20 protein-coding genes and 1 pseudogene are annotated in these 24,290 nt (G+C 75.3%); 10 read left to right on the top strand and 11 right to left on the bottom strand.

The features are described 5' to 3' along the window. The first annotated feature begins 419 nt into the window (after window positions 1-419). The 3 genes from ACFY07_RS23110 (at window position 420) to ACFY07_RS23100 (ending at window position 2,379) form a co-directional block, all read left to right on the top strand. The gene (locus tag ACFY07_RS23110) at window positions 420-1,319 is read left to right on the top strand and encodes a ricin-type beta-trefoil lectin domain protein (protein WP_390871219.1); all 900 of its coding nucleotides are present in this window, start codon (window positions 420-422) and stop codon (window positions 1,317-1,319) included. A 125-nt stretch (window positions 1,320-1,444) separates the two neighbouring features. Beyond that, window positions 1,445-1,792: a YbaB/EbfC family nucleoid-associated protein gene (locus ACFY07_RS23105; RefSeq protein WP_390871217.1), complete on the top strand. Its 348-nt coding sequence runs from the start codon at window positions 1,445-1,447 to the stop codon at window positions 1,790-1,792. 137 nt (window positions 1,793-1,929) lie between these two features. Beyond that, window positions 1,930-2,379 (top strand): universal stress protein, encoded by a 450-nt coding sequence (locus tag ACFY07_RS23100; protein WP_390871215.1) that lies wholly within the window; start codon window positions 1,930-1,932, stop codon window positions 2,377-2,379. Window positions 2,380-2,456: 77 nt separating this feature from the next. Here ACFY07_RS23100 and ACFY07_RS23095 read toward each other — a convergent pair whose 3' ends face one another. Continuing rightward, window positions 2,457-3,074: a TetR/AcrR family transcriptional regulator gene (locus ACFY07_RS23095; protein ID WP_390871212.1), complete on the bottom strand. Its 618-nt coding sequence runs from the start codon at window positions 3,072-3,074 to the stop codon at window positions 2,457-2,459. Window positions 3,075-3,233: 159 nt separating this feature from the next. Between ACFY07_RS23095 and ACFY07_RS23090 the strand changes: the two genes are divergently transcribed. Then, window positions 3,234-3,926, top strand: coding sequence for a response regulator transcription factor (locus tag ACFY07_RS23090; RefSeq protein ID WP_390871210.1), 693 nt, complete (start codon window positions 3,234-3,236; stop codon window positions 3,924-3,926). A 54-nt stretch (window positions 3,927-3,980) separates the two neighbouring features. On the opposite strand, the gene ACFY07_RS23085 is transcribed toward ACFY07_RS23090, so the two are convergent. Further along, complete coding sequence (locus ACFY07_RS23085) at window positions 3,981-4,523, bottom strand: hypothetical protein (protein WP_390871208.1); 543 nt, start codon at window positions 4,521-4,523, stop codon at window positions 3,981-3,983. 379 nt (window positions 4,524-4,902) lie between these two features. Here ACFY07_RS23085 and ACFY07_RS23080 point away from each other — a divergent pair, with 379 nt between their 5' ends. Further along, entirely contained in the window at window positions 4,903-5,382 is a 480-nt protein-coding gene (locus ACFY07_RS23080; protein ID WP_230654707.1) for an Rrf2 family transcriptional regulator, read from the top strand. Between the two features lie 72 nt (window positions 5,383-5,454). On the opposite strand, the gene ACFY07_RS23075 is transcribed toward ACFY07_RS23080, so the two are convergent. Continuing rightward, window positions 5,455-6,645: a globin domain-containing protein gene (locus ACFY07_RS23075; protein WP_390871206.1), complete on the bottom strand. Its 1,191-nt coding sequence runs from the start codon at window positions 6,643-6,645 to the stop codon at window positions 5,455-5,457. Window positions 6,646-6,929: 284 nt separating this feature from the next. Here ACFY07_RS23075 and ACFY07_RS23070 point away from each other — a divergent pair, with 284 nt between their 5' ends. Together ACFY07_RS23070 and ACFY07_RS23065 are read left to right on the top strand one after the other, a co-directional pair. Beyond that, window positions 6,930-7,976 carry a DUF1996 domain-containing protein gene (locus ACFY07_RS23070; RefSeq protein WP_390871204.1) on the top strand — a complete coding sequence of 349 codons (1,047 nt, stop codon included), beginning with the start codon at window positions 6,930-6,932 and terminating at the stop codon, window positions 7,974-7,976. Window positions 7,977-8,299: 323 nt separating this feature from the next. Next, entirely contained in the window at window positions 8,300-8,923 is a 624-nt protein-coding gene (locus ACFY07_RS23065) for an alpha/beta fold hydrolase (protein WP_390871202.1), read from the top strand. Window positions 8,924-9,182: 259 nt separating this feature from the next. Here ACFY07_RS23065 and ACFY07_RS23060 read toward each other — a convergent pair whose 3' ends face one another. Then, window positions 9,183-9,785 carry a TetR/AcrR family transcriptional regulator gene (locus ACFY07_RS23060; RefSeq protein ID WP_390871199.1) on the bottom strand — a complete coding sequence of 201 codons (603 nt, stop codon included), beginning with the start codon at window positions 9,783-9,785 and terminating at the stop codon, window positions 9,183-9,185. Window positions 9,786-9,900: 115 nt separating this feature from the next. On the opposite strand from ACFY07_RS23060, the gene ACFY07_RS23055 reads away from it, so the two are divergent. Then, a complete protein-coding gene (locus ACFY07_RS23055; RefSeq protein ID WP_390871197.1) occupies window positions 9,901-10,929 on the top strand; it encodes an aldo/keto reductase in 1,029 nt (342 codons plus the stop codon). A 512-nt stretch (window positions 10,930-11,441) separates the two neighbouring features. Here the strand turns inward: ACFY07_RS23055 and ACFY07_RS23050 are convergent. Together ACFY07_RS23050 and ACFY07_RS23045 are read right to left on the bottom strand one after the other, a co-directional pair. Further along, a complete protein-coding gene (locus ACFY07_RS23050; protein WP_390871196.1) occupies window positions 11,442-12,476 on the bottom strand; it encodes a 3-oxoacyl-ACP synthase III family protein in 1,035 nt (344 codons plus the stop codon). Then, on the bottom strand, window positions 12,473-14,371 hold the full coding sequence (locus ACFY07_RS23045) for a ThiF family adenylyltransferase (RefSeq protein WP_390871194.1): 1,899 nt from the start codon (window positions 14,369-14,371) through the stop codon (window positions 12,473-12,475). The genes ACFY07_RS23050 and ACFY07_RS23045 overlap by 4 nt, the downstream gene beginning before the upstream one ends. A 416-nt stretch (window positions 14,372-14,787) precedes the next feature. Between ACFY07_RS23045 and ACFY07_RS23040 the strand changes: the two genes are divergently transcribed. Then, window positions 14,788-15,501, top strand: coding sequence for a 4'-phosphopantetheinyl transferase family protein (locus tag ACFY07_RS23040; protein WP_390871192.1), 714 nt, complete (start codon window positions 14,788-14,790; stop codon window positions 15,499-15,501). A 552-nt stretch (window positions 15,502-16,053) separates the two neighbouring features. On the opposite strand, the gene ACFY07_RS23035 is transcribed toward ACFY07_RS23040, so the two are convergent. The 3 genes and pseudogenes from ACFY07_RS23035 to ACFY07_RS23025 all read right to left on the bottom strand — a co-directional run. Then, window positions 16,054-16,881 (bottom strand): enoyl-CoA hydratase/isomerase family protein, encoded by an 828-nt coding sequence (locus ACFY07_RS23035; RefSeq protein ID WP_390871190.1) that lies wholly within the window; start codon window positions 16,879-16,881, stop codon window positions 16,054-16,056. A 27-nt stretch (window positions 16,882-16,908) separates the two neighbouring features. Beyond that, on the bottom strand, window positions 16,909-17,649 hold the full coding sequence (locus ACFY07_RS23030; protein WP_390871189.1) for an SDR family oxidoreductase: 741 nt from the start codon (window positions 17,647-17,649) through the stop codon (window positions 16,909-16,911). Between the two features lie 661 nt (window positions 17,650-18,310). After that, a pseudogene (locus tag ACFY07_RS23025) lies at window positions 18,311-18,718 on the bottom strand (Fur family transcriptional regulator); the annotation flags it as partial. A gap of 463 nt (window positions 18,719-19,181) precedes the next feature. On the opposite strand from ACFY07_RS23025, the gene katG reads away from it, so the two are divergent. Further along, window positions 19,182-21,413 (top strand): catalase/peroxidase HPI, encoded by a 2,232-nt coding sequence (katG, locus tag ACFY07_RS23020; RefSeq protein ID WP_390871187.1) that lies wholly within the window; start codon window positions 19,182-19,184, stop codon window positions 21,411-21,413. Between the two features lie 430 nt (window positions 21,414-21,843). Here the strand turns inward: katG and ACFY07_RS23015 are convergent, their stop codons facing one another. After that, window positions 21,844-22,302: a hypothetical protein gene (locus ACFY07_RS23015; RefSeq protein ID WP_390871186.1), complete on the bottom strand. Its 459-nt coding sequence runs from the start codon at window positions 22,300-22,302 to the stop codon at window positions 21,844-21,846. Window positions 22,303-22,346: 44 nt separating this feature from the next. Beyond that, complete coding sequence (locus ACFY07_RS23010; protein ID WP_390871184.1) at window positions 22,347-24,167, bottom strand: sulfatase; 1,821 nt, start codon at window positions 24,165-24,167, stop codon at window positions 22,347-22,349. Window positions 24,168-24,290: the final 123 nt, after the last annotated feature.

Here is a 24,290-nt window from a genome sequence, read left to right as displayed (position 1 = left end):
CGGGGGCTGACGATAACCGCTGCGGATGACGGGAGGGAGTCCGGCCGGGCCACAGGCGGAATCGGTGCCCGTAAGGGCAGGAACTGCCCGAAGGGGTCGTCCTTCCGGTGGTGCGGCCCGGCACCGCCTCCGGGGCACCGCAGGCGTCCGGAGGTCCGGTAGCGTGAGCCACCGTCGGCCCTGCCACGCCCGTGAGGCTTGGGAGGAAGAGCAGCTGACGGGCCGCCGGAACACCGGGCGCCCCGTCCCCGCCCCTCCCGGGGGCCGCCGCACGGCCGGCCGACGGGAGGGATGCCGCCACACGGCCGGCCCGTCCCCGGTATCGGGCGCCCTCCTCCGGAAGAGGCCCCGGGAAGCCCCGGAACAACCCTCTGTGCGCCTTCCGCGACCGGTCGGCCGCTTTACTCGGAAGCCCCGCCATGGGCCGGAATACCCGAAGAAAGGACGCGGATGTGGAAGAGCCTGATCAGCGGAGGTCCTCGGGACCTGGAATACCGGGTTTCGCGGGGAGCTTCGCCTCGTTCTCCCGGCAGGCCGGGGAGCAGGCCGGGGGCGGATTCTTCCCCCGGCTGACGGGGATCGTCCTGGCGGTCGTCCTGCTGGGGGCCGCCGTGTTCGGCATCGGCGCGCTCATGGCCCACCAGCGGAAGGGACCGGGGGACGGAACCGCGCTCGCCTCCGGCGGGAGTCCGTCCCCGGGTTCCCCGACCAGGTCGGCCACGCCTTCGCCGAGCCGCAGCGCAGAGCCCTCCGGTCACACCACGCCGGCACCGCGCCGGCAGCTGTCAGGGACGTCGCAGTCGTCAGGGACGTCGCAGTCGTCGCAGACGCAGCAGCCGTCGCGGACCCCCTCCGCACGGCCGTCCCCCACAGCGTCCGCCAGTGCTGCGCCGCGGCGGACGGCTGCCTCCCCGGCGACGACGCCGACGGGGCCGGCTGCCCACCGGATCGCGGGCTACGGCTCCCACCGCTGTATCGGGCCCGCCGGTGGCAGCGGCAGGGACGGCACCCCGCTGGAGATCGAGGACTGCAGCGGCGCCGCTGGGCAGCAGTGGGCGTTCTACGCCGACGGCACCGTGCGCTCCATGGGCCTGTGCATGGATGCGGCGGGCGGCGGAACCTCCAGCGGCACCACGGTGCAGCTGGCCCGCTGCTCCGGCAACCCCGCCCAGCAGTTCGTCCTCAACCAGGCCCACGACCTCGTCAACCGGCAGGCCGACCGGTGCGTGGACGTGCGGGACAGGCAGACGGCGAGCGGTGCGCCGCTGCAGCTCTGGACCTGCGCGGGGACCGAGAACCAGAAGTGGTACCTGGCCTGAGCCCCGCCCGCGCACACCGGCCGCCGGTACACCGGCCGCCGGTACACCGGCCGCCGGTACACCGGCCGCCGGTACACCGACAGACAGCACACCCGCACACCGCTCACACGCACGAAAGAGGGACGATGGACCGGAAGGACGCAGCCTCCCCGCAGGGGATGGCCGATCTCACCAGCCTGCTGGAGCAGACGCGCCAGGTGCAGGAGGACCTGGTGAACGCACAGCAGGACCTCGCCGGCGCGACCGTCGACGGGCACGCGGGGAACGGTCTGGTGAGGGCACTGGTCAGCGGGACCGGCGAACTCCAGGACCTGGAGATGTCGGACCAGGTCTTCTCCCTCGGCGACCCGGCGGAGCTCGCCGCGCTGGTCCTGGCCGCCGTGCGCGACGCCCAGACGAAGGTTACCCGGCTCCAGCAGGAGATGCTGAGCCCGCTCTCCCGCCTGCTCGACGGTATGGACGGGGCGTCCTGACGCGCCGCCGGCCGGGGACCCGCCTGCGCGGCCGTCCCCGGCCGGCGGACCGGGGAGGACCGCCCGGGCGGGAGGAACCGACTGACGGGGGACGGTGCACCGCGCGGCGGGGCTGCGGCGGTGCGAGGGTGGTGGACATGGAAGCGCACGGTGTGCACGGGGGCGGCGACGGTCCGGGGACCGTGCCGGCGGGCGTCGACGGCTCGCCCACCTCGTTCCGCGCGGCGGCCTACGGCGCGGGACTCGCCCGGCGGCAGGGAGCGTGGCTGGTGGCGGCGTTCGTCGCCAGGACCCCGGCGACGGCCCGGCTCGTCCCGGACGCGGAGACCTCCCTCCAGAGCACCCTGGCGGAGATCGGCGAGGAGGTCCGCTGGGAGCTGGAGGAGGGCGCGAGGGGCGCCGGCGTGCGGGTGGAGTTCGTCTCCCTGAGCGGCGACCCCTTCCGGGAGCTCTCCCGGCTCGCGGAGGAGCTGCAGGCGGACGCGGTCGTGGTGGGCACGTCGACGCACACCGGGCACCGGCTGGTCGGGTCCCTGGCGGTGCGGCTGGTGCGCGCCGGGCGGTGGCCGGTCACCGTGGTGCCCTGAGGACCCGGGCAAGCCCGGTACGGAACCGCGACGCGGCCGGCCGGCGCCGGGGTGGCGCACCCCGAGGCGCCGCGGGCTCACCGCCCCAGCAGCTCCCGGCACGCCTGCTCGGCCAGCCACGTCTCGGCCCGGTCGAACGACCAGCCGCTCTGCTCGTGGAGCGTGAGGAAGGACGGGTAGCACAGGTAGAACCTGAGGACGTCGGCGGCGTGCCGGGCGTCCACGCCGGGCCGGAGGGCGCCGAGCTCCCCGAGCCTCCGGCCCGCGGCGGTGAAGGCGTACTGGAGGGCCTGCTGGGCGAGGGCGAGCTGGTCCGCCGCCCCGGGGTCGTGCGGCGCGGTGGCCGTGACGACGCGGATCAGGTCGCCGACCTCGTCCAGCATCCTGCGGGAGGCCGCGGCGATCCCCCGGACGACCTCGCCGGGCTCGTCCGTCCCCTCCGCGCAGTCCTCGGAGGTCTGCATCGCCGGATGCCGCACCCAGGTCCGCGCGAGCTCCCCGAGCAGTCCCTGCTTTCCGCCGGCCACCGCGTAGACGGTGGCGGGGGCGACCCGGGCCTCCGCGGCCACGTCCTCGACCTTGGTGGCGAAGTACCCCTGCACGGCGAAGAGCCGCCGCGCCGCGTCCAGGATCGACCGGCGCGTGGCCTGCGCGTACTCCTCACGGCGGGTGAGCGGGCGGGGTGTCTGCGTCATCGCCCCAGGCTACCCGGCTGACCTGGCCTCCAATGACCGGAGTCCGACTCTGGTGGTTGATACTGTAACTACCAAAACGGTGCGGAACTCCGCCAGGAGGGCCCCAGCGGCCGCGCACCCGCGCACGGCACCGCGGAACCCAACCCCCAGGACGCCCCGATGGACACCGATCCCGCACCCGCCGGCACCGCCGGTGCAACGGCCACGGCCGGCACCAGGAACGGCAGGCCGCGCCTCGCCGTCGTCGGCTGCGACAACCTCTCCGCCGAGGGGGCCGACGCCTACTTCCGGTCGAACAGGTCGGTGGTCCTGCTCGACCCCGACCGCATCGGGGAGGCGGACGTCGTCCTCGTCGTCGCACACCGGGTGACGGACGAGGTGCTGACCCGGATGGAGGAGCTGCGCCGGACGTCGGCCAACCCCGCGATGCGCTTCGTCCTGGTGGCGGACGCCGTGGACGAGCACCGGCTGGTGCGGGCGGCCGGCTGCGGAGTGGTGGCACTGCTCCCGCGCACCTCGACCACCTTCTCCCGGATCACCGAGGCGGTCCTCCGCAGCGCCCAGGGGAAGGCCGACCTGCCGGACACGGCGGTGCGGGCGCTGGTCGAGGAGATCGGGTCGATCCAGCAGAACGTGCTCGCCCCCAGGAACCTCACACCGTCGGGCCTGTCCACCCGGGAGGTGGACATCCTGCGGCTGCTGGCGGAGGGGTTCGACCTCGCCGAGATCGCGACCAGGCTGCACTACTCGGAGCGGACGATCAAGAGCATCATCCACGGCGTCCTCACGCGGCTCTCCCTGCGGAACCGCGTCCACGCCGTCGCCTACGCCTTCCGGCGCGGCCTGCTGTAGGACCACCGCCGGGCGGGCGCCCCCGGACCCCGCCGCGGCCCGGGGCGGATCCCCTCAGCGGGCGGCCGCGTCCGCGCCCGCCCGCGCGAGCCAGGCAGGGACGTCGACGCCCGCCTCCTCGGCGAACTGCAGGGCGATGCGGGCGAGCATCGTGGCGACCTCCGTCCGGTCCGCGCCGGCGAACAGCTCCCAGCCCTCCACGCCCGGGGTCCCGTGGTACTGCCATGACAGCAGCGCGACGCAGGAGCGTTCGACCGCGCCCGCCGGAGGAGCGGCACGGGGCGGCTGCGCGGGGGCGTCGCCGGCCAGCTCCGCCAGGAGCGCCGCCGCCTCGCGGGGCCCCAGGCAGGCCGCCAGGTGCAGCGGGGTGAGGTCGTCGTCCCGGGGGTGGAGGCCGGCTGCGTGCGGGACCTCCGGGGCGCCGTCGGCCTCCCGGTCCTCGCGGACGAGCCGGACGTCACCCCGCAGGGCCTCCAGCGTGCGGGCCGAATGGGAGAGGCCGCGGGAGATCGCCGCGACGGTGCGGACGGCGCTGCGGTACAGGACCGCGAGTTCGCCGAGGGCGTTGTGGAATCGCTGGGACTCGCTCGTGGACATGTCGGGGAGTTCGATGGCGCTGCTCCGGGAGGCGGACGGAGGGACGATGGGGTGGACCGGGGGCGGCGGCGTCGCCCGTACCGTCCCTGCATTGTGGACGAGCGGGACCCCGGCCCTTCGACCACGTGCCCGAGAGGGCGCGACGACTGCCCGGGCACCCCGGCGGCGGACCGGCCCCGGGTGGCGGACCGACCGGAATGCGGTCGCCCCCGGCGGCGGGACCACCCGGCCTCCTCCGCGCCGGCGACGCCACCGCACCCGCCCGCCCGGGCGAGAGAATCCTCACGGTCCGCGGCAGGGCTGCGGGGCACCGGCGGCCCTGCCGGGTGCACGGCCGATAAGTCGGCAGCGAAATGCCTATTTTTGCTAGAGTGGCGGGATGAGGCTCACCAAGTTCACCGACCTGTCCCTGCGCATCGTCATGCGCCTTGCGGCGGCCGGTCAGGACGAGCTGCTGACGACCCGCGAGGCTGCCGAGCAGTTGGCCGTGCCCTACACGCACGCGGCGAAGGCGGTCCACCGGCTGGCCGAGCTGGGGGTCGTGGACGCCCGCCGCGGGCGGGGCGGCGGCCTGGCCCTGAGCACGTCCGCCGAGGCGTTCTCCGTCGGCTGGCTCGCCCGGGAGCTGGAGGGCGTCGGCGACGTGGTGGGCTGCGACGACGCGGTGCCGTGCCCGCTGCGCACGGGCTGCCGGCTGCGGGGGGCCCTGCGGCGCGCGCAGGAGGCCTTCTACGCGGTCCTGGACGAGCTCACCATCGCGGACCTGGTCGCGGGGCCGACGGGACCGCTCCTCCTGAGCCTGCCCGCGCCGGCGCACCACCGCCCGCAGGGGGCGGACGCGGCGGCCGCCGCCGGCTGACACCGGCCGGCACCGGCTTCGGCCGCCCCGTCCGGGGGAGGTGCGGACGCGTCCGCACCTCCCCCGGACGCCTCAGGCCCCGGCGCCCAGCCACAGGTCGGGGCCGAAGACCTCGTAGTGGATGTCGGCCGGGCGGACGCCGGCCTCGATGAGCTGTCCGCGCACCGAGCGCAGGAAGGGGAGGGGCCCGCACAGGTAGGCGGTGGTGCCCGCCGGGACCTCCACCGTCGAGAGGTCGACGAGGCCGCTCCTGTGCTCCGGCCACTCCCCCACCGGGTTCCGGTAGAAGATGTGCGCCTCGGCGTCGGCCAGCCTGCCGACGAGCCGGTGCAGGTCCGGGCGGAAGGCGTGCGCGAACTGGTCGCGGTCGGCGTGGACCGCGATCACCCGGCGGGTGGCCCCGGTGGCGGCCAGGTGGGAGAGCATGCCGACCATGGGGGTGCAGCCGATCCCCGCCGAGGCGAGCAGCACCGGGGCGTCGCCGCCGCCCAGCGTGACGTCCCCGAAGGGGTGGCTCACCAGGAGCGTGTCACCGACGCCGACGTGCTCGTGCAGGTGGTTGGAGACCTCTCCGTCCGGCGTGCCGGTGACCCGCTTCACGGAGAACTGCAGGGCGCCGTCGGGGTGGCCGGAGAGGCTGTACTGGCGGATCTGGCGCGCACCGTCGGGCAGTTCGGCCTGGACGGAGACGTACTGGCCGGGGAGGGAGGCGGGCACCGGCCCCCCGTCCGCCGGACGCACCAGGAACGTGGCGACGTCGTCGGTCTCCAGGCGCCTGGAGAGGACGGTCCACGGGCGCATGACCGCCCCCGGCCGCACGCCCGCACCGGCGTAGAGGTCCTTCTCCAGGGCGATGAGGGCATTGGCCATCAGCCAGTAGACCTCGTCCCAGGCCGCTGCCACCTCGGGGGTGACCGCCTCGCCCAGCACCTCGGCGATCGCGGCGAGCAGGTGCTCGTGGACGACCTCGTACTGCTCGGGGGCGATGCCGAGCGAGGCGTGCTTGTGGGCGATCCGGCGGAGCATCGCGTCCGGCCGCTGCGCGGGGTGGGACACCAGGGCGGAGGCGAAGGCGGCGACCGCGCCCGCCAGGGCCTGGCGCTGGGCGCCGTTGGCCTGGTTGCCGCGGTTGAAGAGGTCGCGGAGCAGTTCGGGGTGGGCCTCGAAGAGCCGGTCGTAGAAGCGTGCGGTGATGTCGCCGACGGCGGCGCCGACGGCGGGGAGGGTCGCTTCGACGACGGGGGCGGCCTGGGGGGACAGCATCAGTGGTACTCCTGGCTCGGGCTTCCGGGATGTCGTGCGGGAGGGGCGCCCGCCTCCGGGCCGGTGCGGGGCGTCCCCGACGGCGGGGACGCCCCGCCCCTCGCGGCGGAACCCCTGCGGGGGCGCCCCGGAGCCTCCGTCCGGTCCGAAGCCCATCCGCATAACTTGCATATTACATACCGATTTAAATCCGCATCGCCGACAGGGCCCGGCGTGCACACCGGGCGGCCGGGGATGTCCTTGATCCTTTGACCAAGCGGCCCGGCCGCTGCGACACTGCACGCATGGAGATCGGGATCATGTCCGGAAACCGGACACGCGGCCCGGCGTTCGCCGCTCTCTCCGTCCTCGCCGTCCTCGCCGCCCTGGCAGCCCTCTGCCTGGGCGTCCTGCGGCCCGGCTCCACCGGTCCGGCCCACGCCGGCCCCGCCTCCGCACCCGGGTGGTCCGTCGACATCCGCGAGGTCGCCCCCGTGGCCGACCCGCCGCCCGCCCCCGGGGCCTCGACCGGGTCCTGGACCGAGGACTGCGGACGGAACGAGGGGCACCACCGCAACGCGGACAACGTCGTGATCTCCCCCGGCATCTCCATGGGCGCGCACCACACCCACGACTACGTGGGCAACCTGTCGACCGACGCCTTCTCCACCGACGACAGCCTGGCGGCGGCCGGGACGACCTGCACGGGCGGCGACCGGTCGACGTTCTTCTGGCCCGTGCTGCGGGTGCCGGGCGGCGAGGGCGGCGGCGGGGACGCACACGGCGCGGCGGCGGCCGACGGCAACACGGGGACCGTCCTCGACCCCGCCTCGGTGTCCATCGGGTTCTCCGGCAACCCGACGGGCCAGGTCGTGCCGATGCCGCGCTTCCTGCGGCTGGTCACCGGGGACGCGCAGGCGGCCACCGACGGAGGCGCCCACGCCCGCGCGGAGTGGGGGTGCGAGGGCTTCCCCGGCCGCCTCTCCCTGCGGTACACGCGGTGCCCGGTCGGCCACCGGCTGACCACCACCCTGGACTTCCCCAGCTGCTGGGACGGGCTGCGCACGGACAGCGCCGACCACCGCAGCCACGCGGTCTTCCCCGTGGCGGGGGGCTCGTGCCCTCCGGGCACCTTCCCGGTGCCGCACCTGCGGGTCGTGGTCGCGTACGCGGTCCCGCCCGGCACCCCCGTCGCGCTGGACTCCTTCCCCGAGCAGCGGCACGACCCGTCGACCGGCCACGCCCTCTTCATCGACGTGATGTCGGACTCCCGGATGGCCGAGGTCGTGGCGTGCATCAACGACGGGCGGCACTGCCGGGCCGGACGGACGGTGCCGACGGGGAGGCCGTGACCACCCGGGAGGGGCGCCGGCCCCGGTCCGCCTGCACGAAGGGGAAGGCCCTCCGGGCGGAAAGGGCACGGCGCTGGATCGGCGGGCCAGGGGTCCGCACGATGGGACCTGCGGCCGGAGGCGTCGCCGGCCCCGCAAGCGGTTGGGGGGCCGGGCCCGTGGGTGCGGGTTTCGACGCCGCCGGCCGGGCGGAGGGCCGGGGGAGGCTGTGACCCGCCGTTCCGGGCCGCACGGGAGGGTGTGCGGCCCGCGTACGGGACCGCCGGTGCTTCCCGGGGCGCCGGCGGTCCCGGTACGGGGGCGCAGGCCCGGCGCTCCCCGGGGTGCCCGCCGCCCGCCGAGCGGGCCGTGGCCCCTGGCCGGTCCGGCGAGCCGGACACCGTGGCGGAGGCCCGCCGCCGTCCCGAGGCCGTGGCCGGACTCGGCACCGACGACGCCACCGCCCACTACGCGCCGGGGTCATCGACGCCCCGGACCGGCAGCCCGTGGTCGTCGGCCACTCCTTCGGCGGCCTGATCGCCCAGAAGCTCCTCGGCCAGGGCCCGGCCCGCGCCGCGGTCGCCCTCGGCCCCGCCCGGATCAAGGGCGTCAAGGCCCTCCCGTTCTCGCAGTTGCGTCCCGGCTTCCCCGTGCTGGGCAATCCCGCGAACAGGCGGCGCTCGGCCCCCCTGACCGCGGCGCAGTTCCGCTGCGGCTTCGGCAACGCCGTGTGCCGGGAGGAGTCCGACGAGCTGTTCGAGCGCCACACGATCCGCTCCCCCGGCGGCCGCCTGTGCAAGGCCGCGTTGGCCAACGTCAGCCGGAACTCCCCCGCCGCCGTCGGCACGGGCGCCGCCGACCGCGGCCCCCTGCTCCTCGTCTCGGGCCAGGAGGACCACGCCGTCCCCGACGCCGTGACCCGCGCCGCCCACAAGCCGTACGGGGACTCCCCCGCCGTCCCGGGCTGAACCAGTTCGCCGACCGCGGCCGCTCCCTCACCGTCGACAGCGGCTGGCGCACCGTCGCCGGGTACGTGCTCGGCCGGCCGGCCGCGCAGGGCGTGCGGCCGGGGGCGGGGCGTCCCGCTGACCGTCCGGGCTCTGCGGGTCGGCGGCCGGGGTCGGCGGGCGGCGGCCGGGGTCGGCGGGCGGCCGCGTCCGACGGCTGCGGCGTACCGGTCGGCGGCCGGGGCGGAGGCCGGGGCGGAGGCCGCCGCCGGGCCGCTGCTCAGACGGACCCGGCGGGGGCGCCGTAGCGGAGTCCGTCGACGAGCAGGGCGATCATGCGCTGCGTGTGGCCGTCGGCGTCGTCCTGGGCGGGCAGGGTCAGGTTGCCCACCGCGCGCAGCAGGTCCTCGGGGTCGATGTCGGAGCGGATGCGGCCGGCCCGGGCGGCGGTGTCGAGCAGTGCGCCGAGGACGGGCACGAAGCGCTGCTGGAAGTAGGCGGGCAGGCTGTCGTAGGCCGGGTCCCCCGAGTGCAGGGCGGCGCTGAGGCCGCGCTTCGTGGCGATGAAGCCCGCGAACCGCTGGAGCCACCGGGTGAGGGCGTCGACCGGTTCGCACGCGGCCGCGAGGGCGGGGGCGGCGTCGGCGCAGGCGTCGACCTCGTGGCGGAAGACGGCGGCGATGAGGTCCGAGCGCTGCGGGAAGTGCCGGTAGAGCGTGCCGGCCCCCACACCCGCCCTGGCGGTGATCTCCCGCACGGGGGCGTCCACGCCGGAGGCGGCGAACACCTCGGCGGCCGCGGTGAGCAGGGTGTCGATGCTGCGCTGCGCGTCGGCGCGCACGCTCCGGCGGGGACGCTCCCCGTTCGTCGGGCCGTCGGCCACGGATACCTCTCCTTGCTAAACGGAACAGTGTTCCGTATCTTCTTTCCGGAACGCTGTTCCGCTTGAGCGAGCGTACCGCGCCGCCGCGGATCCCGGCCACCGCACGAGGAGAGCCATGAAGTACCGCACGCTGGGCCGAACCGGCATCAGGGTCAGCCCCTACTGCCTGGGCGCGATGATGTTCGGCGCCATCGGCAACCCCGACCACGACGACTCCGTGCGCATCATCCACAGGGCGCTGGACGCCGGCGTCAACTTCGTCGACACCGCCGACGCCTACTCGCGCGGCGAGTCCGAGGAGATCGTCGGCAAGGCCCTCAAGGGCCGCCGCGACACCGTCGTGCTCGCCACCAAGGCCCACCTCCCCATGGGGGACGACCCCAACCAGCAGGGCAACTCGCGGCGCTGGCTGGTGCGCGCCCTGGACGACTCGCTGCGCCGGCTGCAGACCGACCACGTCGACCTGTTCCAGATCCACCGGCCCGCGCCGGACACCGACATCGAGGAGACCCTCTCCGCCCTCACCGACCTGGTGCGTGCGGGCAAGGTCCGGGCCGTGGGCGCCTCCTCCTTCCCCGCCTCGGACATCGTCGAGGCGCAGTGGGTGGCCGAGCGGCGCGGCCTGCAGCGGTTCCGCACCGAGCAGCCGGCGTACTCGGTCCTCAACCGCGGCATCGAGCGCGAGGTGCTGCCCGTCTGCGAGCGCTACGGCATGGGCGCCCTGGTCTACAGCCCCCTCGCGGGCGGCCTGCTCACCGGCCGCTACCGCAAGGGCCGGCCGGCCGACAGCCACCGGGCCCGCTTCGGCTTCAGGCACCTGCACGACGAGCGCCGGCTCGACGCCGTCGAAGAGCTCGTCCTCCTGGCCGAGGAGGCGGGGATGCCGCTGACGCACCTGGCCCTGGCCTTCGCGGTCTCCCACCCCGGCGTCACCTCGGCGATCATCGGACCGCGCACCATGGACCACCTCGACGACCTGCTCGCGGGCGCCGGGACCGTCCTGAGCGACGAGATCCTCGACCGGATCGACGCCATCGTGCCCCCCGGGGCCGACGTCGGGACGCTCGACACGGCGTACGACCCGCCCGCCGTCCGGGAGCCCGCGCTGCGCCGCCGCCCGGCCGACGGGCGCTCCGCCGCCTGACCCGCCCCGGCGGCGGTCCGCCGACGGCCCCGCGCCCCCGCCGGCGGCCCCGTCCGGCCGGACCAGGTCGCCGTCCGCGTCGACGTCGTTCCCGTCCCGGAACCCGGGACGGCAGCTCGGCGCCGGCCGCGAGACGGGGGGCGACGTCGGCCGGAAGCAGGAGGGCAGGCGGCCCCAGGCGGCCCATCCGTGGCGGACGCCCCCGAACCGCCGCCGGCCGTGACGGCACCGCGGCGCCGGCCACCGGCCGGGAGACGGGCAGGAGCGAGCTGGAACTGCTCGCATGCGGAGGGACGGCGGCCGCCCCGCAGGTTTGGATCAGGCCCGCCCCTCCGGGCCCCCGGCCGCGCGCAGAGCCGCTGCGAGGGCCGGAGGGAGGGGCGCCCCGGCAGGGTGCCGGGGCGCCGGTCGGGCGGTGGCCGCCTACGGTCCGGTCCGGTCAGGTCCGGCCCCGCGCGCGGGAGCGGGCGCGGAGGGCGGCGGATCGGGCGGGGCCGTGCGGCGGGGGCCGGTCAGCCGTGGCGCAGGCACAGGGTGCCCCAGTGGAATCCGGCGCCGATGGCGGACAGGACGTAGGTGTCGCCGGGGCGCAGGCGCCCGCGGGTGGTGGCGTGGTGGAGGGCGGTGAACATCCCGGCCGCGCCGGTGTTGCCGAGGGTGTCGAGGGTGACGGGGGCGCGTTCGGCGGGGACGCCGAGCTCCCTCAGGGTGTGGTCGAGGATGTTGATGTTGGCCTGGTGGAGGAAGAAGTGGTCGATGTCGGCCGGGGCGAGGCCGGCGCGGCGCACGGCGTTGGTGATGCTCTGCGGCAGGCGGGTGGTGGCGGTGTCCCACACCGCGCGTCCGTCCATGGCGAGGTAGTGCTCCCCGGAGGCGACGGTGTCGGGACTGGTGGGCAGGCGTGAGCCGCCGGCGGCGATCTGCACCTGGTACGAGAGCTGGGACCCCAGGTCGTGGGAGAGCAGGCCGGCTCCGGCGGCCTCCGTCCGGGTGAGGACGGCCGCGGCCGCGGCGTCGCCGAAGAAGACGCCGGCGGTGCGGTCGCCGGGGCGGGTGACGCGGGAGGCGCAGTCGGCGGCCAGGACCAGGACCGTGGTGACGGAAGGGTTCTGCAGGAGGTGGGCGGCGAGCAGCACGGCGTGGACGCCGGAGGCGCAGGCCGCCTGGGTGACGTCGAACGCCAGGGCCCGCCGGGCGCCGAGCGCGTCCTTGACGATCAGTGAGGTGGAGGGCAGGGGCTGGTCGTGGGTGTAGCTGGCCACGATGACCGCGTCCAGGTCGGCGGGGGTGAGGCGGGCGGCCCGCAGGGCGGGTCCGGCGGCGGCCAGGCACATGTCGGAGGTGGCCAGGCCCGGGTCGAGGCGGCGGCGCTGGCGGATGCCGGTGCGGGCCACGATCCACTCGTCGGTGGTGTCCAGGGTCCGGGTGAGGTCCTCGTTGGTGACGACGGTCGGGGGCAGGTGGACGGCGGTACCCGCGACCGTGAACGGGACCGGCAGGCCGGCCCCGGTGTGGGTGTCGGCGGGCAGTTCGCGGGTGAGGGTCATGCGACGGTGCTCCGGTCTCCCGCGGTGAGGGCCTCGAGGTCGGTGTAGAAGCGCCCGGAGGGGCGGGGCCGGCCGAGCAGGATGCGGCGGGCGGCGTCCGTGACCAGGGCGCCTCCGAGGGCGACGCCGGAGGCGAGCTGGGGCCAGCTGCTGAGCGTGGTGCCGATCTGCGGGACGGCGGCGGCGAGTTCGGGGCTGATCCGCTCCCGGTCGACCATGTCGAGGATGAGGTCGACCGTCTCCTGGCGGGTGAGGCGGGCCAGGTCGTCGGAGGTGGTGCCGCCGAGCAGGCCGTGGAGCAGCGGCCGGTCCGGTTCCAGGTCGAACCGCTCCACGTCCAGCAGGCCGCGGTCGTTGGCGTCCATCACGACCGGGACGCCCAGCGCGCGGGCCCGTTCGCGGGCGGCGATCTTCACCCAGGGGGTGTCGCACTCCTCGACGAGCAGGTCGAGGGGGCCCCTGCCGCCGGTGAAGAACTCCTCCAGGGTCTCCTCGGTCAGGCCGCCGGGGTGGATCTCGATGTCCAGCCAGGGGTCGATCTCAAACATCTGGCGCGCCGCGATGACGCACTTGTTCAGGCCCAGGTGGTGCACGCCGGCGCGCAGCCGGTTGAGGTTGGACAGGCTCAGGGTGTCGAAGTCGGCCAGCCGGAAGGCGCCGCCGACGCCCTCCATCGCGAGGGTCAGGGCCGCACTGCTGCCCACCGAGAGACCGATGACCCCCACGCGGCGGGTGAACAGGCTGCGCTGCTCGGGCCGCTCGATCCGTCCGCGGTTGCGGTCGGTGCGCACGAGGCGGAACTCCTCGCGCGGCAGCAGGTGCACCAGGCGGCCCGACCACGGGTACCAGGCCCAGGTCCCGTAGTCGCGGGGATCGGTTCCGGCGAGCTGTTCGCGGACGGCGCGGTCGAGGTCCCCGCCGGCGAGGTCCCGGCCGGGCTCGCGGCTCCTGACCAGTTCCCGCAGCTGCTCCCCGACCGTGTCGCAGACCTGGCGGACCCGGCCGGACTCCAGCAGGGCGTCGAGGGCGCGCCGGTCCCGGTCGTGCCGCGGCTCGTGGAGCACCGGCTGCCAGCATCCGTCACCGCTGTCGTCGCGGGGCCCGTGGGCGTCGGCCCCGGTGGCCCCGGTGGCTCCGGTAGCTCCGGTGGCTCCGGTGCTGGCGGCGGCCGCCGTCGCGGAGGCCCGGCGCACCTCCGGCCCGTCCAGGCGCACCCGGTCGGAGGCCACCGCGGTCGCGGGGAAGGCCGCCTCCAGGTCCTCGACCAGGTCGGCGTACTCCCCGGCGCGGTCCACGGCCCGGTACAGCATGACGACGACGTCCTCGGTGTAGTGGTCCACGTAGCGGCGGGTCCCGCGGACCGGCCGGAAACCGAACCGCTCGTGGAACCGGTCCTGCCCGTCCGCCGTCCCCGAGGTGCCGATCATGGCCTTCGCGCCCAGGAAGCGCGCGGCGGCGATCGCCGACGCGTTGAGCCGGATCCCCAGGCCCAGCTTGCGCGCCCGGTGCTCGACCACCAGCCGGCTGTGCTCGAACGTTTCGGCAACGCCCAGCCCCTGCTCGCGCAGCAACTCCTCGAACCGCTCCGCGCCCAGGTGGGCCCGCGACTGGAACAGCTCGCCGGTGAGCGGCGTGGACAGCCTCACGTATCCCACGGGCGGCCCGTCCGGCCCGTGCCTGCCCACGAAGTGCCAGGCGCCGAAGTCCAGTTCCTGGTCGTCGGCGTACCCGCCGTCGTGCCGCCGGAAGTCCGGGCGCCGCCCGTTGTCGAACAGGATCCTCGCCCGCAGCTCCCGGACACGGCCCACCAGTTCCGGGGCACCGCGCTCCCCGGGCCGGACCTGGAAGGCGGTGACGTGCCACGGAGAACCGGAGTCCCTACGATCGCTCTTCAAAAGTACGAATCTTTCCCTACAGGCGCGTGCGCCTTGTGGACGTGCGACAAGGGCGCGCCGGTCCGCCGGCGCGCCCCTTGATCACAACGAGCTCCGCCCCGAAACAGCACGGGTCCGACCCGCTGCATGTGCGCCGGGTTCGGGGAGGCGGCTGCGGCCGGCACGTCAGGGGCGTCCCGCCCGCCGTGTTCGAGGCGCCAAGGATGCCCACCGCGCGGCCCGGCTGCCGGTGCGCAGGGCGAGGGCCGCGCCGTTTGCGGCCGTGGAGGCGTCCCGGTGCTCCGCGAGGTGCCGACCGGACTCCGCGCCGCCGGTCTCCCGCCGCACCGCCTGGTCGCGGACGCGTACGCGTCCGCCTACCTGCGCCGAGGCCCGGGCCCGGGGGCCTCCGGAACCGGCCTCGGTAGGGTGTGCGCGTGACGACCTGTGAGGTGGAGCGGCCCGCGGAGCTGCGGAACGGCGTGTGGGAGCACCCGCTCCCCCCGCCCCTGCCGGGCGGGCCGCCCCGCCTGTGGCTCGTGCGCGCCGACGGGTTCGCGGCCGACGCCTCACGGCTGGCCGGCGTCGTGCTCGACGACGGGGAGCAGGAGCGGGCCGCGGCGTTCCGGCAGGCCGAGGACAGGGACGTCTACGTGAGTGCCCACGTGGGACTGCGCCTCCTGCTGGGCGCCTACCTCGGCACGGGGCCCGCGGACGTGCCGCTGGAACGGCTGCCGTGCCCCCTGTGCCCGGAGCCGCACGGGCGTCCCGCGGTGCGCGGGAACCCCCTCCACTTCTCCCTGTCCCACAGCGGGGGGATCTGCCTGCTGGCCTTCGCCGCCACGCCGGTGGGCGTGGACACGGAGCGGGTCCCCGATCCGGCGGTCGCCGACGAGATCGGGGCGCTCCTGCACCCGCGGGAGGCCGCCGAGCTGCGGGAGTGCGACGCGGTGGACAGGCCCCTGGCGTTCGCCCGCGCCTGGGCCCGCAAGGAGGCGTACCTGAAGGGGCTCGGCACGGGCCTCGGACGTCCGCTGACGCTGGACTACCTCGGAACCGGGGCGGACCGGATCGCCCAGCCCCCGGGATGGACGGTCGGCGACGTGGCCGTCCCGGACGGCCACGCCGCCGCCGTCGCCGTCCGGTGCTGACGGGAATCCGGCGGCACGGCGAACTCGCGCACGCGCAGCCGGAGGGAGAGGCGGGAATCCTCGTTCGCGGTCAGGGTGGGCATCAGCACTCACCTCGCGCGGACGGGACCCCCGATCTGCCGGCAGAGTGAGTCGTCATCGCGGATGACCGCACGGCTCCTCGCGCGGATCCTCCAGGCGGTATCCGGACCTCGGGCCCGTCGGCCGGGCAGACGCGGGCCGGCATCCCACCGTCGGCGGTTCGGATCCGTCCAGGGCACCGGGCTCTCCGCGTACGCATCCGGTGGTGACCGGCCTGCGGGAGCCGCACCCGGGGCGGAAACCGGTCGGGGCGGGTGCACAGTCGTGGCGACCGGGCCGCGCTGCCGGTCAGGGGGTCTGCAGGAGGTCCGGGGGCGGGTGGAGGGCGCGCAGGAGACGTGGCGGGTTCCGGCGGCGATGCCGCACCGGCCGTGGTTCGCAGGGGGGCGACCGCCGGGTCGCGCAGGGCGGTCCTGTCCTGTGGTCCGCGTCCGGTGGCGGACCTCGGAGGCATCCTCGCGGCAGGCGGTGTCACGGCTGCCGGAGCCGCCCGATCGCGGTGCCGAGATCGGTCTCGACACCGTCGGGCTGCTGCAGGCCGTTCTCCAGCAGGCGTTGGACGAACGGCCGGTGCTCCGGGCGGCCGGCGGTGGAGAAGTACGCCTGCAGGCCGGGGACGAATTCGCTGTCCTCGGGGAGGGTCGCCGCATCGACCAGTTCCTTGATTCCGGCGACGGCCACCTTGTCGAAAGCTGCGATGCGGCGAGCGAACGCGTCGGTGAAGTCCTCGATCTCGGCATCCGGAACGAGGCGGTTGACGTAGCCGTACCGGGCGGCCAGCTCGGCGGGGATGTCATCGCCGCCGAGCAGGATCTCCAGGGCGCGGCCCCGGCCGACCAGCCGTCCGAGTCGGGCCATGGACCCGCCGCCGGGGACGGCGCCGACACCGACCTCGAACTGGCCGAGGACCGCCTTCTCGGACGCGAAGCGGATGTCGGTGGCAAGCACGAACTCGCTGCCCGCGCCGCGGGTGCGACCGCGGATCTCCGAGATCGTCGCCACGGGGAGCCTGCTGAGCCGTACGAGGTTGTCCAGGTACGGGTGCAGGCCGGTCGGCCCGGGACGCATCCCCGCCACCCGGGCGTTGTCGGCCTTGAAGTCCCAGTGGGCCATGAAGTAGCCGGGGGTGTCGCTGCGGAACACGACCACGGTGAGGTGCGGGTTGGTCTCGATGCGCTCCACGAGCGCGCCGAGCTGGTCGAGCGTGTCCGGGTCCAGCAGGTTGACCGGGCCGTTGTCGAACGTCACCCGCCAGTGGGAAGGGGAGACCTCGACGACGTGGAACTGCTCAGCGGTCATGTCCACTCCATTGTTTTGGCGGGTTCGTCATGAGACGAACTGCTGCCCGCCGTCGATGTCGTAGGTCGCGCCGGTCAAGGCTGTGTTGACCATGAGGTGGACGGCCAGCGCCGCAACGTCCGCGGGTCCGACGACGCGGCCGATCGGCAGCGTCGCGCGCAGCTCGGCGCGGCGCTCCTCGATCCGGTCGCCCAGCAGCGCGGCCGAGAGCGGGGTGTCGACGAAGCCGGCCGCGATGAGGTTGACGCGTACCGGGGCGAGTTCCAGTGCGAGGGCTGCGGTGAACGAGGGCAGCGCGTTGGTGGCGGCGGAGGCAGCCCCGAGGCCCCGGCCGACGCGCCGTGCTCCGGTGCCTCCCATGAACACCAGGCTGCCTCCGGGTCTCACCCGGCCGACGGCGTTGCGCGCGACCTCGAACTCCAGCACCGCGTGATCGCTGATCGCATCCCGTACCTCGGCGGCGCTCATGTCGAGCAGCGGCCCGTAGCTCGGGCCGCCAGCCGTCACCATCACGTGGTCGACCGGGGCCGACAGGTCCTGGAAGAACGTCGCGAGGGCCGCGGGATCGGTTGCGTCGAACGCCTCGGTGCGCTGCGTGCCGAGCTCTTCGGCCGCGCGGTCCAACCGGTCGGGATCGCGGCCGACGAGGACGACCTCGGCACCCTCGGTCCGGGCACGCCTGGCCGTCTCCAGCCCGATGCCGGCGCTGCCGCCGATGACCACCACGGTCCGGCCGAGCAGCTCGGGCCGGCGCGCCGGAATGGTCACGGCCGACTCCTTCCCTGCGTCCCGCCGTCGGGCGGCCACTCGTGCCGGAAGCTTTGTAGACCCTCCCGCACCGCGCGAGGCGCCTCCCGGTCTCCGACACGGTCTCCCGGGAGCGAGAACGTGCCCCCCCACCATGAGAACCGCCCCCACCGGCGCCCGCAATCCGGGGCCTGGAGGCCTCCCGGGGACCGGCGGCGGCCCAGGGTGCACCTCGGCCCGGGGTGCACCGCGGCCCGGGGTCGGGAATGCGAGAGGTCCGGGACCGTGGACGGCGTCCCGGCCGCCGGTCGCCTCTGCTGCGGGCCGGCAGCGGCGAAGAGACGCCGCCTTCGCAGCAGGACCCCCTTCCTGGGCCTTCCCGGGCGGCCGTGCCGATGCCCCGCACGGCGGTCAGGACACGCGGACGGCCCCGGTCGGGCATCCGCGCCGACGCCGTGCCACCGCACACCGCGCGGCCGCCGGCCCCGGCCCGCCGAACCCGGCCGCGCGGCATCGGCAGCGCACGCACCACGGGCAGGCCCTCCCACCCCGCCCGGTGGCAGGCCCGGTCCCGCCGTTCATCCGACCGCGTTCAGGTCAGGCTCTCCGCCGGATCCGACGGGAGCGCGGCGCCGCGGACGGAGGAGCGGCGACCCGGTGAGCCCTCCCGGCCGGAGCGCCGGGCACAGGACGGGCAGAGCCCGCGGTAGGTGACCTCGGCCCCGGACACCGTGAAACCGAACCGCTCCTGCGCCGGGAGGTCGGCCAGCGGGTCGCCGGTCGGGCGGACGTCGCGGATGGTGCCGCAGCCGGAGCACACCAGGTGCTGGTGGGGACGGTACGCGTTGGGGTCGTAGCGCTTGGCGCGGCCGTCGGTGGAGACCTCCGCGACCTCGCCGAGGGCGACCAGCTCGCCCAGGGTGTTGTAGACGGTCGCCCGGGAGATCTCGGGCAGCCGCCGCGCCGCGCGGGCGTGCACCTCGTCGGCCGTGAGGTGCACGTGGTCGCCGTCGAGGACCTCGGCGACGACACGCCGCTGGGAGGTCATCCGCCAGCCGCGCCCGCGCAGCCGCTCCAGCAGGTCACTCATCTCGGTTCACCCGTTCGGGTTCGGCGGGACGCCCGCGGACCACCAGCGGCGCCCGGGCTCCGATCGGATATGGGTCTGGTGCACTTCTTGACTTGGACTCTGTCCATTGTAGGATCGTTTCAGGTGGTATCCAAGGGACAGGAAGGCTCCAGCAGGGCAGGAGACGGAGACGTGACAGGACCACCGCCGGGGAGCCGCGCGGTACCGGCCTGCGAGTGGCGGCCGCCCGCGTCGCGCTGCCCGGCACCGTCCGGACCGGCGACCGCACCGGCGCCGAGGCGCCTGCCTCCGCGCGTGCGCGGTCGGCGAGGCCCCCTGCCCGACCACACGCGACCCGACCACACGCGACGAGCACGGCCTCCCGGGCGACGGGGCCGCGTGCGTCCGCCCGACCCCGGGCACCGACCGTTCCGCCGCCCCCAGCTCCCGAGCACCATGATCCGCCCGGTCCGGAAGGATTCCCATGACTGAGAACCACGATGCGATCGTCACCGATGCGAAGGCGGAGGGCGGAGGTGGCTGTCCGGTCCCGCACGGGCGCGCCCTGCACCCGACCCAGGGCGGCGGAAACCGCCAGTGGTGGCCGGAACGGCTCAACCTGAAGATCCTCGCCAAGAACCCCGCCGTGGCCAACCCGTTCGGCGAGGGGTTCGACTACGCCGAGGCCTTCACGTCCCTCGACCTCCCCGCGGTGAAGCGCGACATCGCCGAGGTGCTGACGACCTCGCAGGACTGGTGGCCCGCCGACTTCGGCCACTACGGCCCGTTCATCATCCGGATGGCGTGGCACAGCGCGGGCACCTACCGCATCAGCGACGGCCGCGGCGGCGCCGGGGCCGGCCAGCAGCGGTTCGCCCCCCTCAACAGCTGGCCGGACAACGCCAACCTCGACAAGGCCCGCCGCCTGCTGTGGCCGGTCAAGAAGAAGTACGGCCGGAGCCTGTCGTGGGCCGACCTCATGATCCTCGCCGGCAACGTCGCCCTGGAGTCGATGGGCTTCGAGACCTTCGGCTTCGGCGGCGGCCGCGAGGACGTCTGGGAGCCCGACGAGGACGTCTACTGGGGTCCCGAGACCACCTGGCTCGCCGACGAGCGCTACACCGGCGACCGCGAGCTGGAGAACCCCCTCGGCGCGGTCCAGATGGGCCTCATCTACGTCAACCCGGAGGGCCCGAACGGCACCCCGGACCCGCTCGCCGCGGCCCGCGACATCCGTGAGACGTTCCGCCGGATGGCGATGAACGACGAGGAGACGGTCGCCCTGGTCGCGGGCGGCCACACCTTCGGCAAGACCCACGGCGCGGGTCCGGCGGACAGCGTCGGCGCCGACCCCGAGGCCGCCCCGCTCGAGCAGCAGGGCCTGGGCTGGAGGAACTCCTTCGGCACCGGCAAGGGCGGCGACACGATCAGCAGCGGCCTCGAGGGGATCTGGACGGACACCCCCACGGCCTGGGACAACAGGTTCTTCGAGATCCTGTTCGGCTACGAGTGGGAGCTGTTCCAGAGCCCCGCCGGGGCGCACCAGTGGCGGCCGAAGGACAACGCCGGGGCCGGCACCGTCCCCGACGCGCACGACCCGTCGAAGAGCCATGCCCCGACCATGCTGACGACCGACCTGGCGCTCCGCGTGGACCCGGTCTACGAGCAGATCTCGCGGCGCTTCCTGGAGAACCCCGCGGAGTTCGCGGACGCCTTCGCCCGGGCGTGGTTCAAGCTGACCCACCGCGACATGGGCCCGGTCGTACGCTACCTCGGCCCGGAGGTCCCGACCGAGACGCTGCTGTGGCAGGACCCCCTCCCCGAGGTGACGCACGAGCTCGTCGACGCCGGGGACGTCGCCTCCCTCAAGGGCCGGATCCTCGACTCGGGCCTGTCGGTGTCCCAGCTCGTCTCCACCGCGTGGGCCTCGGCCTCGTCGTTCCGCGGCAGCGACAAGCGCGGCGGCGCCAACGGCGCCCGCATCCGCCTCGAGCCGCAGAACGGCTGGGAGGTCAACGACCCGGACCGGCTGGCGGTGGTGCTGCGCACCCTGGAGGGGATCCAGCAGGACTTCAACGCCGGCCGGACCGACGGCAAGCAGGTCTCGCTCGCCGACCTGATCGTGCTCGGCGGCGCCGCCGCCGTCGAGAAGGCCGCCAGGGACGCCGGCTTCGCCGTGGAGGTCCCCTTCGCGCCGGGCCGCGCGGACGCGTCGCAGGAGCAGACCGACACCGAGTCGTTCGCCGCCCTCGAGCCGACCGCCGACGGGTTCCGCAACTACCTCGGGAAGGGCAACCGGCTGCCGGCCGAGTACCTGCTGCTCGACCGGGCGAACCTGCTGACCCTGAGCGCCCCCGAGCTGACGGTCCTCGTCGGCGGCCTCCGCGTCCTGGGCGCGAACCACCAGGAGTCGCCGCTCGGCGTCCTCACCGAGACCCCGGGGGTGCTGACCAACGACTTCTTCGTCAACCTGCTCGACCTGGGCACGACGTGGAAGGCGACGTCCGGGGACGCGACCGTGTTCGAGGGCCGCGACGCCGCCACGGGCGAGGTCCGGTGGACGGGCAGCCGTGCCGACCTCGTCTTCGGGTCGAACTCCGAGCTGCGCGCCCTCGCCGAGGTCTACGCGAGCGACGACGCGAAGGAGAAGTTCGTGAACGACTTCGTCGCGGCGTGGGACAAGGTGATGAACCTCGACCGGTTCGACCTCCGCTGAGGCCGCGGCGTCCGGGCCGGCCCGCGCCGGCCGGCCCGGACGCCCTCGGACCGTCCCCGGCCCCCGGTCCGCTCGGGCCGGGGGCCGGGAGCGGTAGCGCGCTGGTGCCGCTCGGCCTCTCGCTCCCGGCCCGGCCCTTCGGCGCCTCGAACGCCCATGGGCAGGTCACCGCATCCGCTGCTGACGGCGCCGGGAGCCAGGACCGCTGCCCGGTCCGCTGGTTCGTGGTTGGTCCCGGGCTGGGTTCCGCACCGGTTCGGGGTGGATTCTCGGGTGAGTCGTCGGCTCGTGAGGTCGGTCATCGCGAGCTGGACCATGGCTTCGGAGCGGTGGGGGCGGAAGCGGCGTGGGGCGACCGGGCTCCGGAGGCCGGCGGGGACGGGCCCGTGGGTGCGGCCGTGGGCGGGGGCCGGCCGGTCCGGGTGGTGGGTCACGCGCGGGCGGCCTCCCGCCGGCGGCGGCGCGTCCGGCGCCGCATGCGGAGGAGGAAGCCTGCCGCGGCGAGCGTGGCCGCGTATCCGAGCACGGAGGCGACGGTCAGGGCCGTGTCCCCCGACACCAGGTCGCGGCCGGCCGCCCCGGTGGCGTTGTGCAGCAGGTAGAACAGCACCTCCACCACCAGGAACGAGCCCAGCACCGCTCCCCCGCCCCGGGCGCCGCGGGCGTACAGCACCGCGCCCGCCGCGAACCACAGCCCGGTCGCCACCAGCGGCACCCACAGCCCGCCCGGATCCCTGCCATGGCTGCCGTGGAAGTGCAGGTAGTACGGCACCTGCCCCACGTAGTTCGCCACCGTCACCACCACCAGCGCCCCCAGGGCGCGCCCGTCGCGCGCCTCCGGCCGGACGCCCCGGCCCCCGTCGCCGGCCGTGTGCCACCGCTTCCCCATGCCGCGCCTCCCCGGGGCGGCCGGCGAGGGGTCACCGGCTCAGGTCACCGGGGAGCGGCCTTGCCGCTGTAGGTCCTGAGGAAGCGGTCCCGGAAGGTGTCCATCCTCCAGACCGGGGCCGTCGGGCCGGGCCTCAGGCCGTCCTGCCAGCCCCAGCCGGACATCCGGTCCAGCACCTTCGGGTCGTGGGCGACGATCGCGACCGGGACGTCGTGGCCGGCGTCGTCGCCGCTGACGACGGGGGCGGGCTGGTGGTCGCCCAGGAAGACGAGCACGGTGTCGTCGGTGCCGTACTTCTCGACGAACGACACGAGGCTGTCCACCGAGTACCGGATGGAGCGCCCGTACTCGGTGCGCACCCGGGTCCGGCTGCGCCACACCTCGGCGGGGGTGCTCCCCTCCTTCCTGACGGCGTCGTAGACCGAGCCGTCGCCGACCTGGTCCCAGCCGATCGTCCGGGGGACGGGCGCCCAGGGGGTGTGGCTGGAGGTCAGGATGACCTCCGACATCAGCGGCCTGTCGTGCGGCCGGCCGTGCTCCAGGCGCTGGAAGGCGGTCAGGCTGTACTGGTCGGGGACGGGCGACCAGCTGAACTTCGGTCCCCTGTAGCCCATGCGGCGGGAGTCGTAGACGTGGTCCAGGCCGTAGAAGGACGCCTCCGGCCAGGCGCGGGTGACGCCCGGCATGATCCCGACGGTCCGCCAGGCGCCGGTGCGCCGGAAGGCGCCGGTGAGGCTCATGCGGTCGCTGGAGGTCACGGTGCGGTAGCGCTGCTGGTTCGTGACCCACAGGCCCGACATGAAGGTCGAGTGGGCCAGCCAGCTGCCGCCCCCGAACGTCGGCGAGGTGAGGAAGGCGCTGCGGGAGGAGAAGCCGGCGGCGCGCAGGCTGCGGGTCCCGTCCGCGAGCGCGGCGTCGACCTGCGGCGCCATGAGGGAGTCCTGGACCGCGGTGCGGCCGTAGCTCTCGATGAAGGCGAAGATGACGTCCTTGCCGCGCAGCCCGGTCAGGAGCCGGTCGGGCGGGGTGCCGCGGAAGGGGTCCACGGCGGCCTCCCGGGCGAACTCCCGCTCGTCCGCCAGGCTCGCGCGGAGCTGCACCGCGTGGGCCTCGAGGTGCCGGGCGGCGGTCACGGAGGCGACCGGTGCGCCGGCGAGCTGCAGGCCGAGCGCCGCGCAGGTGGTCCACACGGTGCCGAGCACCAGGGTGGTCCGCGTCGTCGCCGCACTGTGCCGGGCCGTCACGCGGCTCAGCCGGAGCACGGCCAGCGCCGTGAGGACCACCAGGGCGAGGACGAGGAGCACGGCGCCGACCAGCGCGCCGATCGCGCCGGCCCGGCCGACCGCGTCCTTGAGGAAGTCCTCGCCGTCGCCGAGCAGCGGCCAGTCGAGCACCGGGTCGAAGGGCCGCACGAGGACCGACTGGAAGCCCATGTCGAGGAGGTCCAGGACGGTCAGCAGGCCGAGGACCGCACCGCCGAGCAGCGCCGCCGCCCGCCGTGCCCTCGGCGGCAGGAGGAGCAGCACGGCGGCGCCCAGGATCCCCTCCACGGGGATGCGGGCGAACGCGCCGGGGGTGAGGCGGTCGAGCCGGTCCGGCAGGAGGAGGGCCGCGAGCACGAGCACGGCGGCGAGGGCGGTGGTGCCCCGTGCCGCGGCCCGCGCCGCCCTCGGGTGCCTGCCCCGCCAACCGCCGGCTGCGGCGGCGGCTGCGGCGGCGGCCGCGTCCGGTCCGTGCGGTGCGTCCGTGGCGGCGCCGTCAGCGGCGTCCTCCCGGTCCGTGGCGGCGCCGTCCGGTGCCGGTCCCTCCTCCGCGGCCGCCTTCTCAGCGTCCGGCAGCCGACGCGAGCCCGTGAAGAGCGACAATCCCGAGGTCCTTCCGTGCGGAGACCGGCAGTGGCACGGCGGACCGGGTTCACCGTGCCGGGGCCGCCACCACCTGTACGGCCCGCGGGCGGCTTCGGTTCAATGCGGGCCGGACCGGCGGGG

The sequence above is a fragment of the Streptomyces sp. NPDC001380 genome (assembly GCF_042895785.1).
Classification (GTDB): Bacteria; Actinomycetota; Actinomycetes; order Streptomycetales; family Streptomycetaceae; genus Peterkaempfera.
Note: the sequence above shows the minus strand (reverse complement) of the source record. Positions and strands in the feature narration are given on the sequence as shown.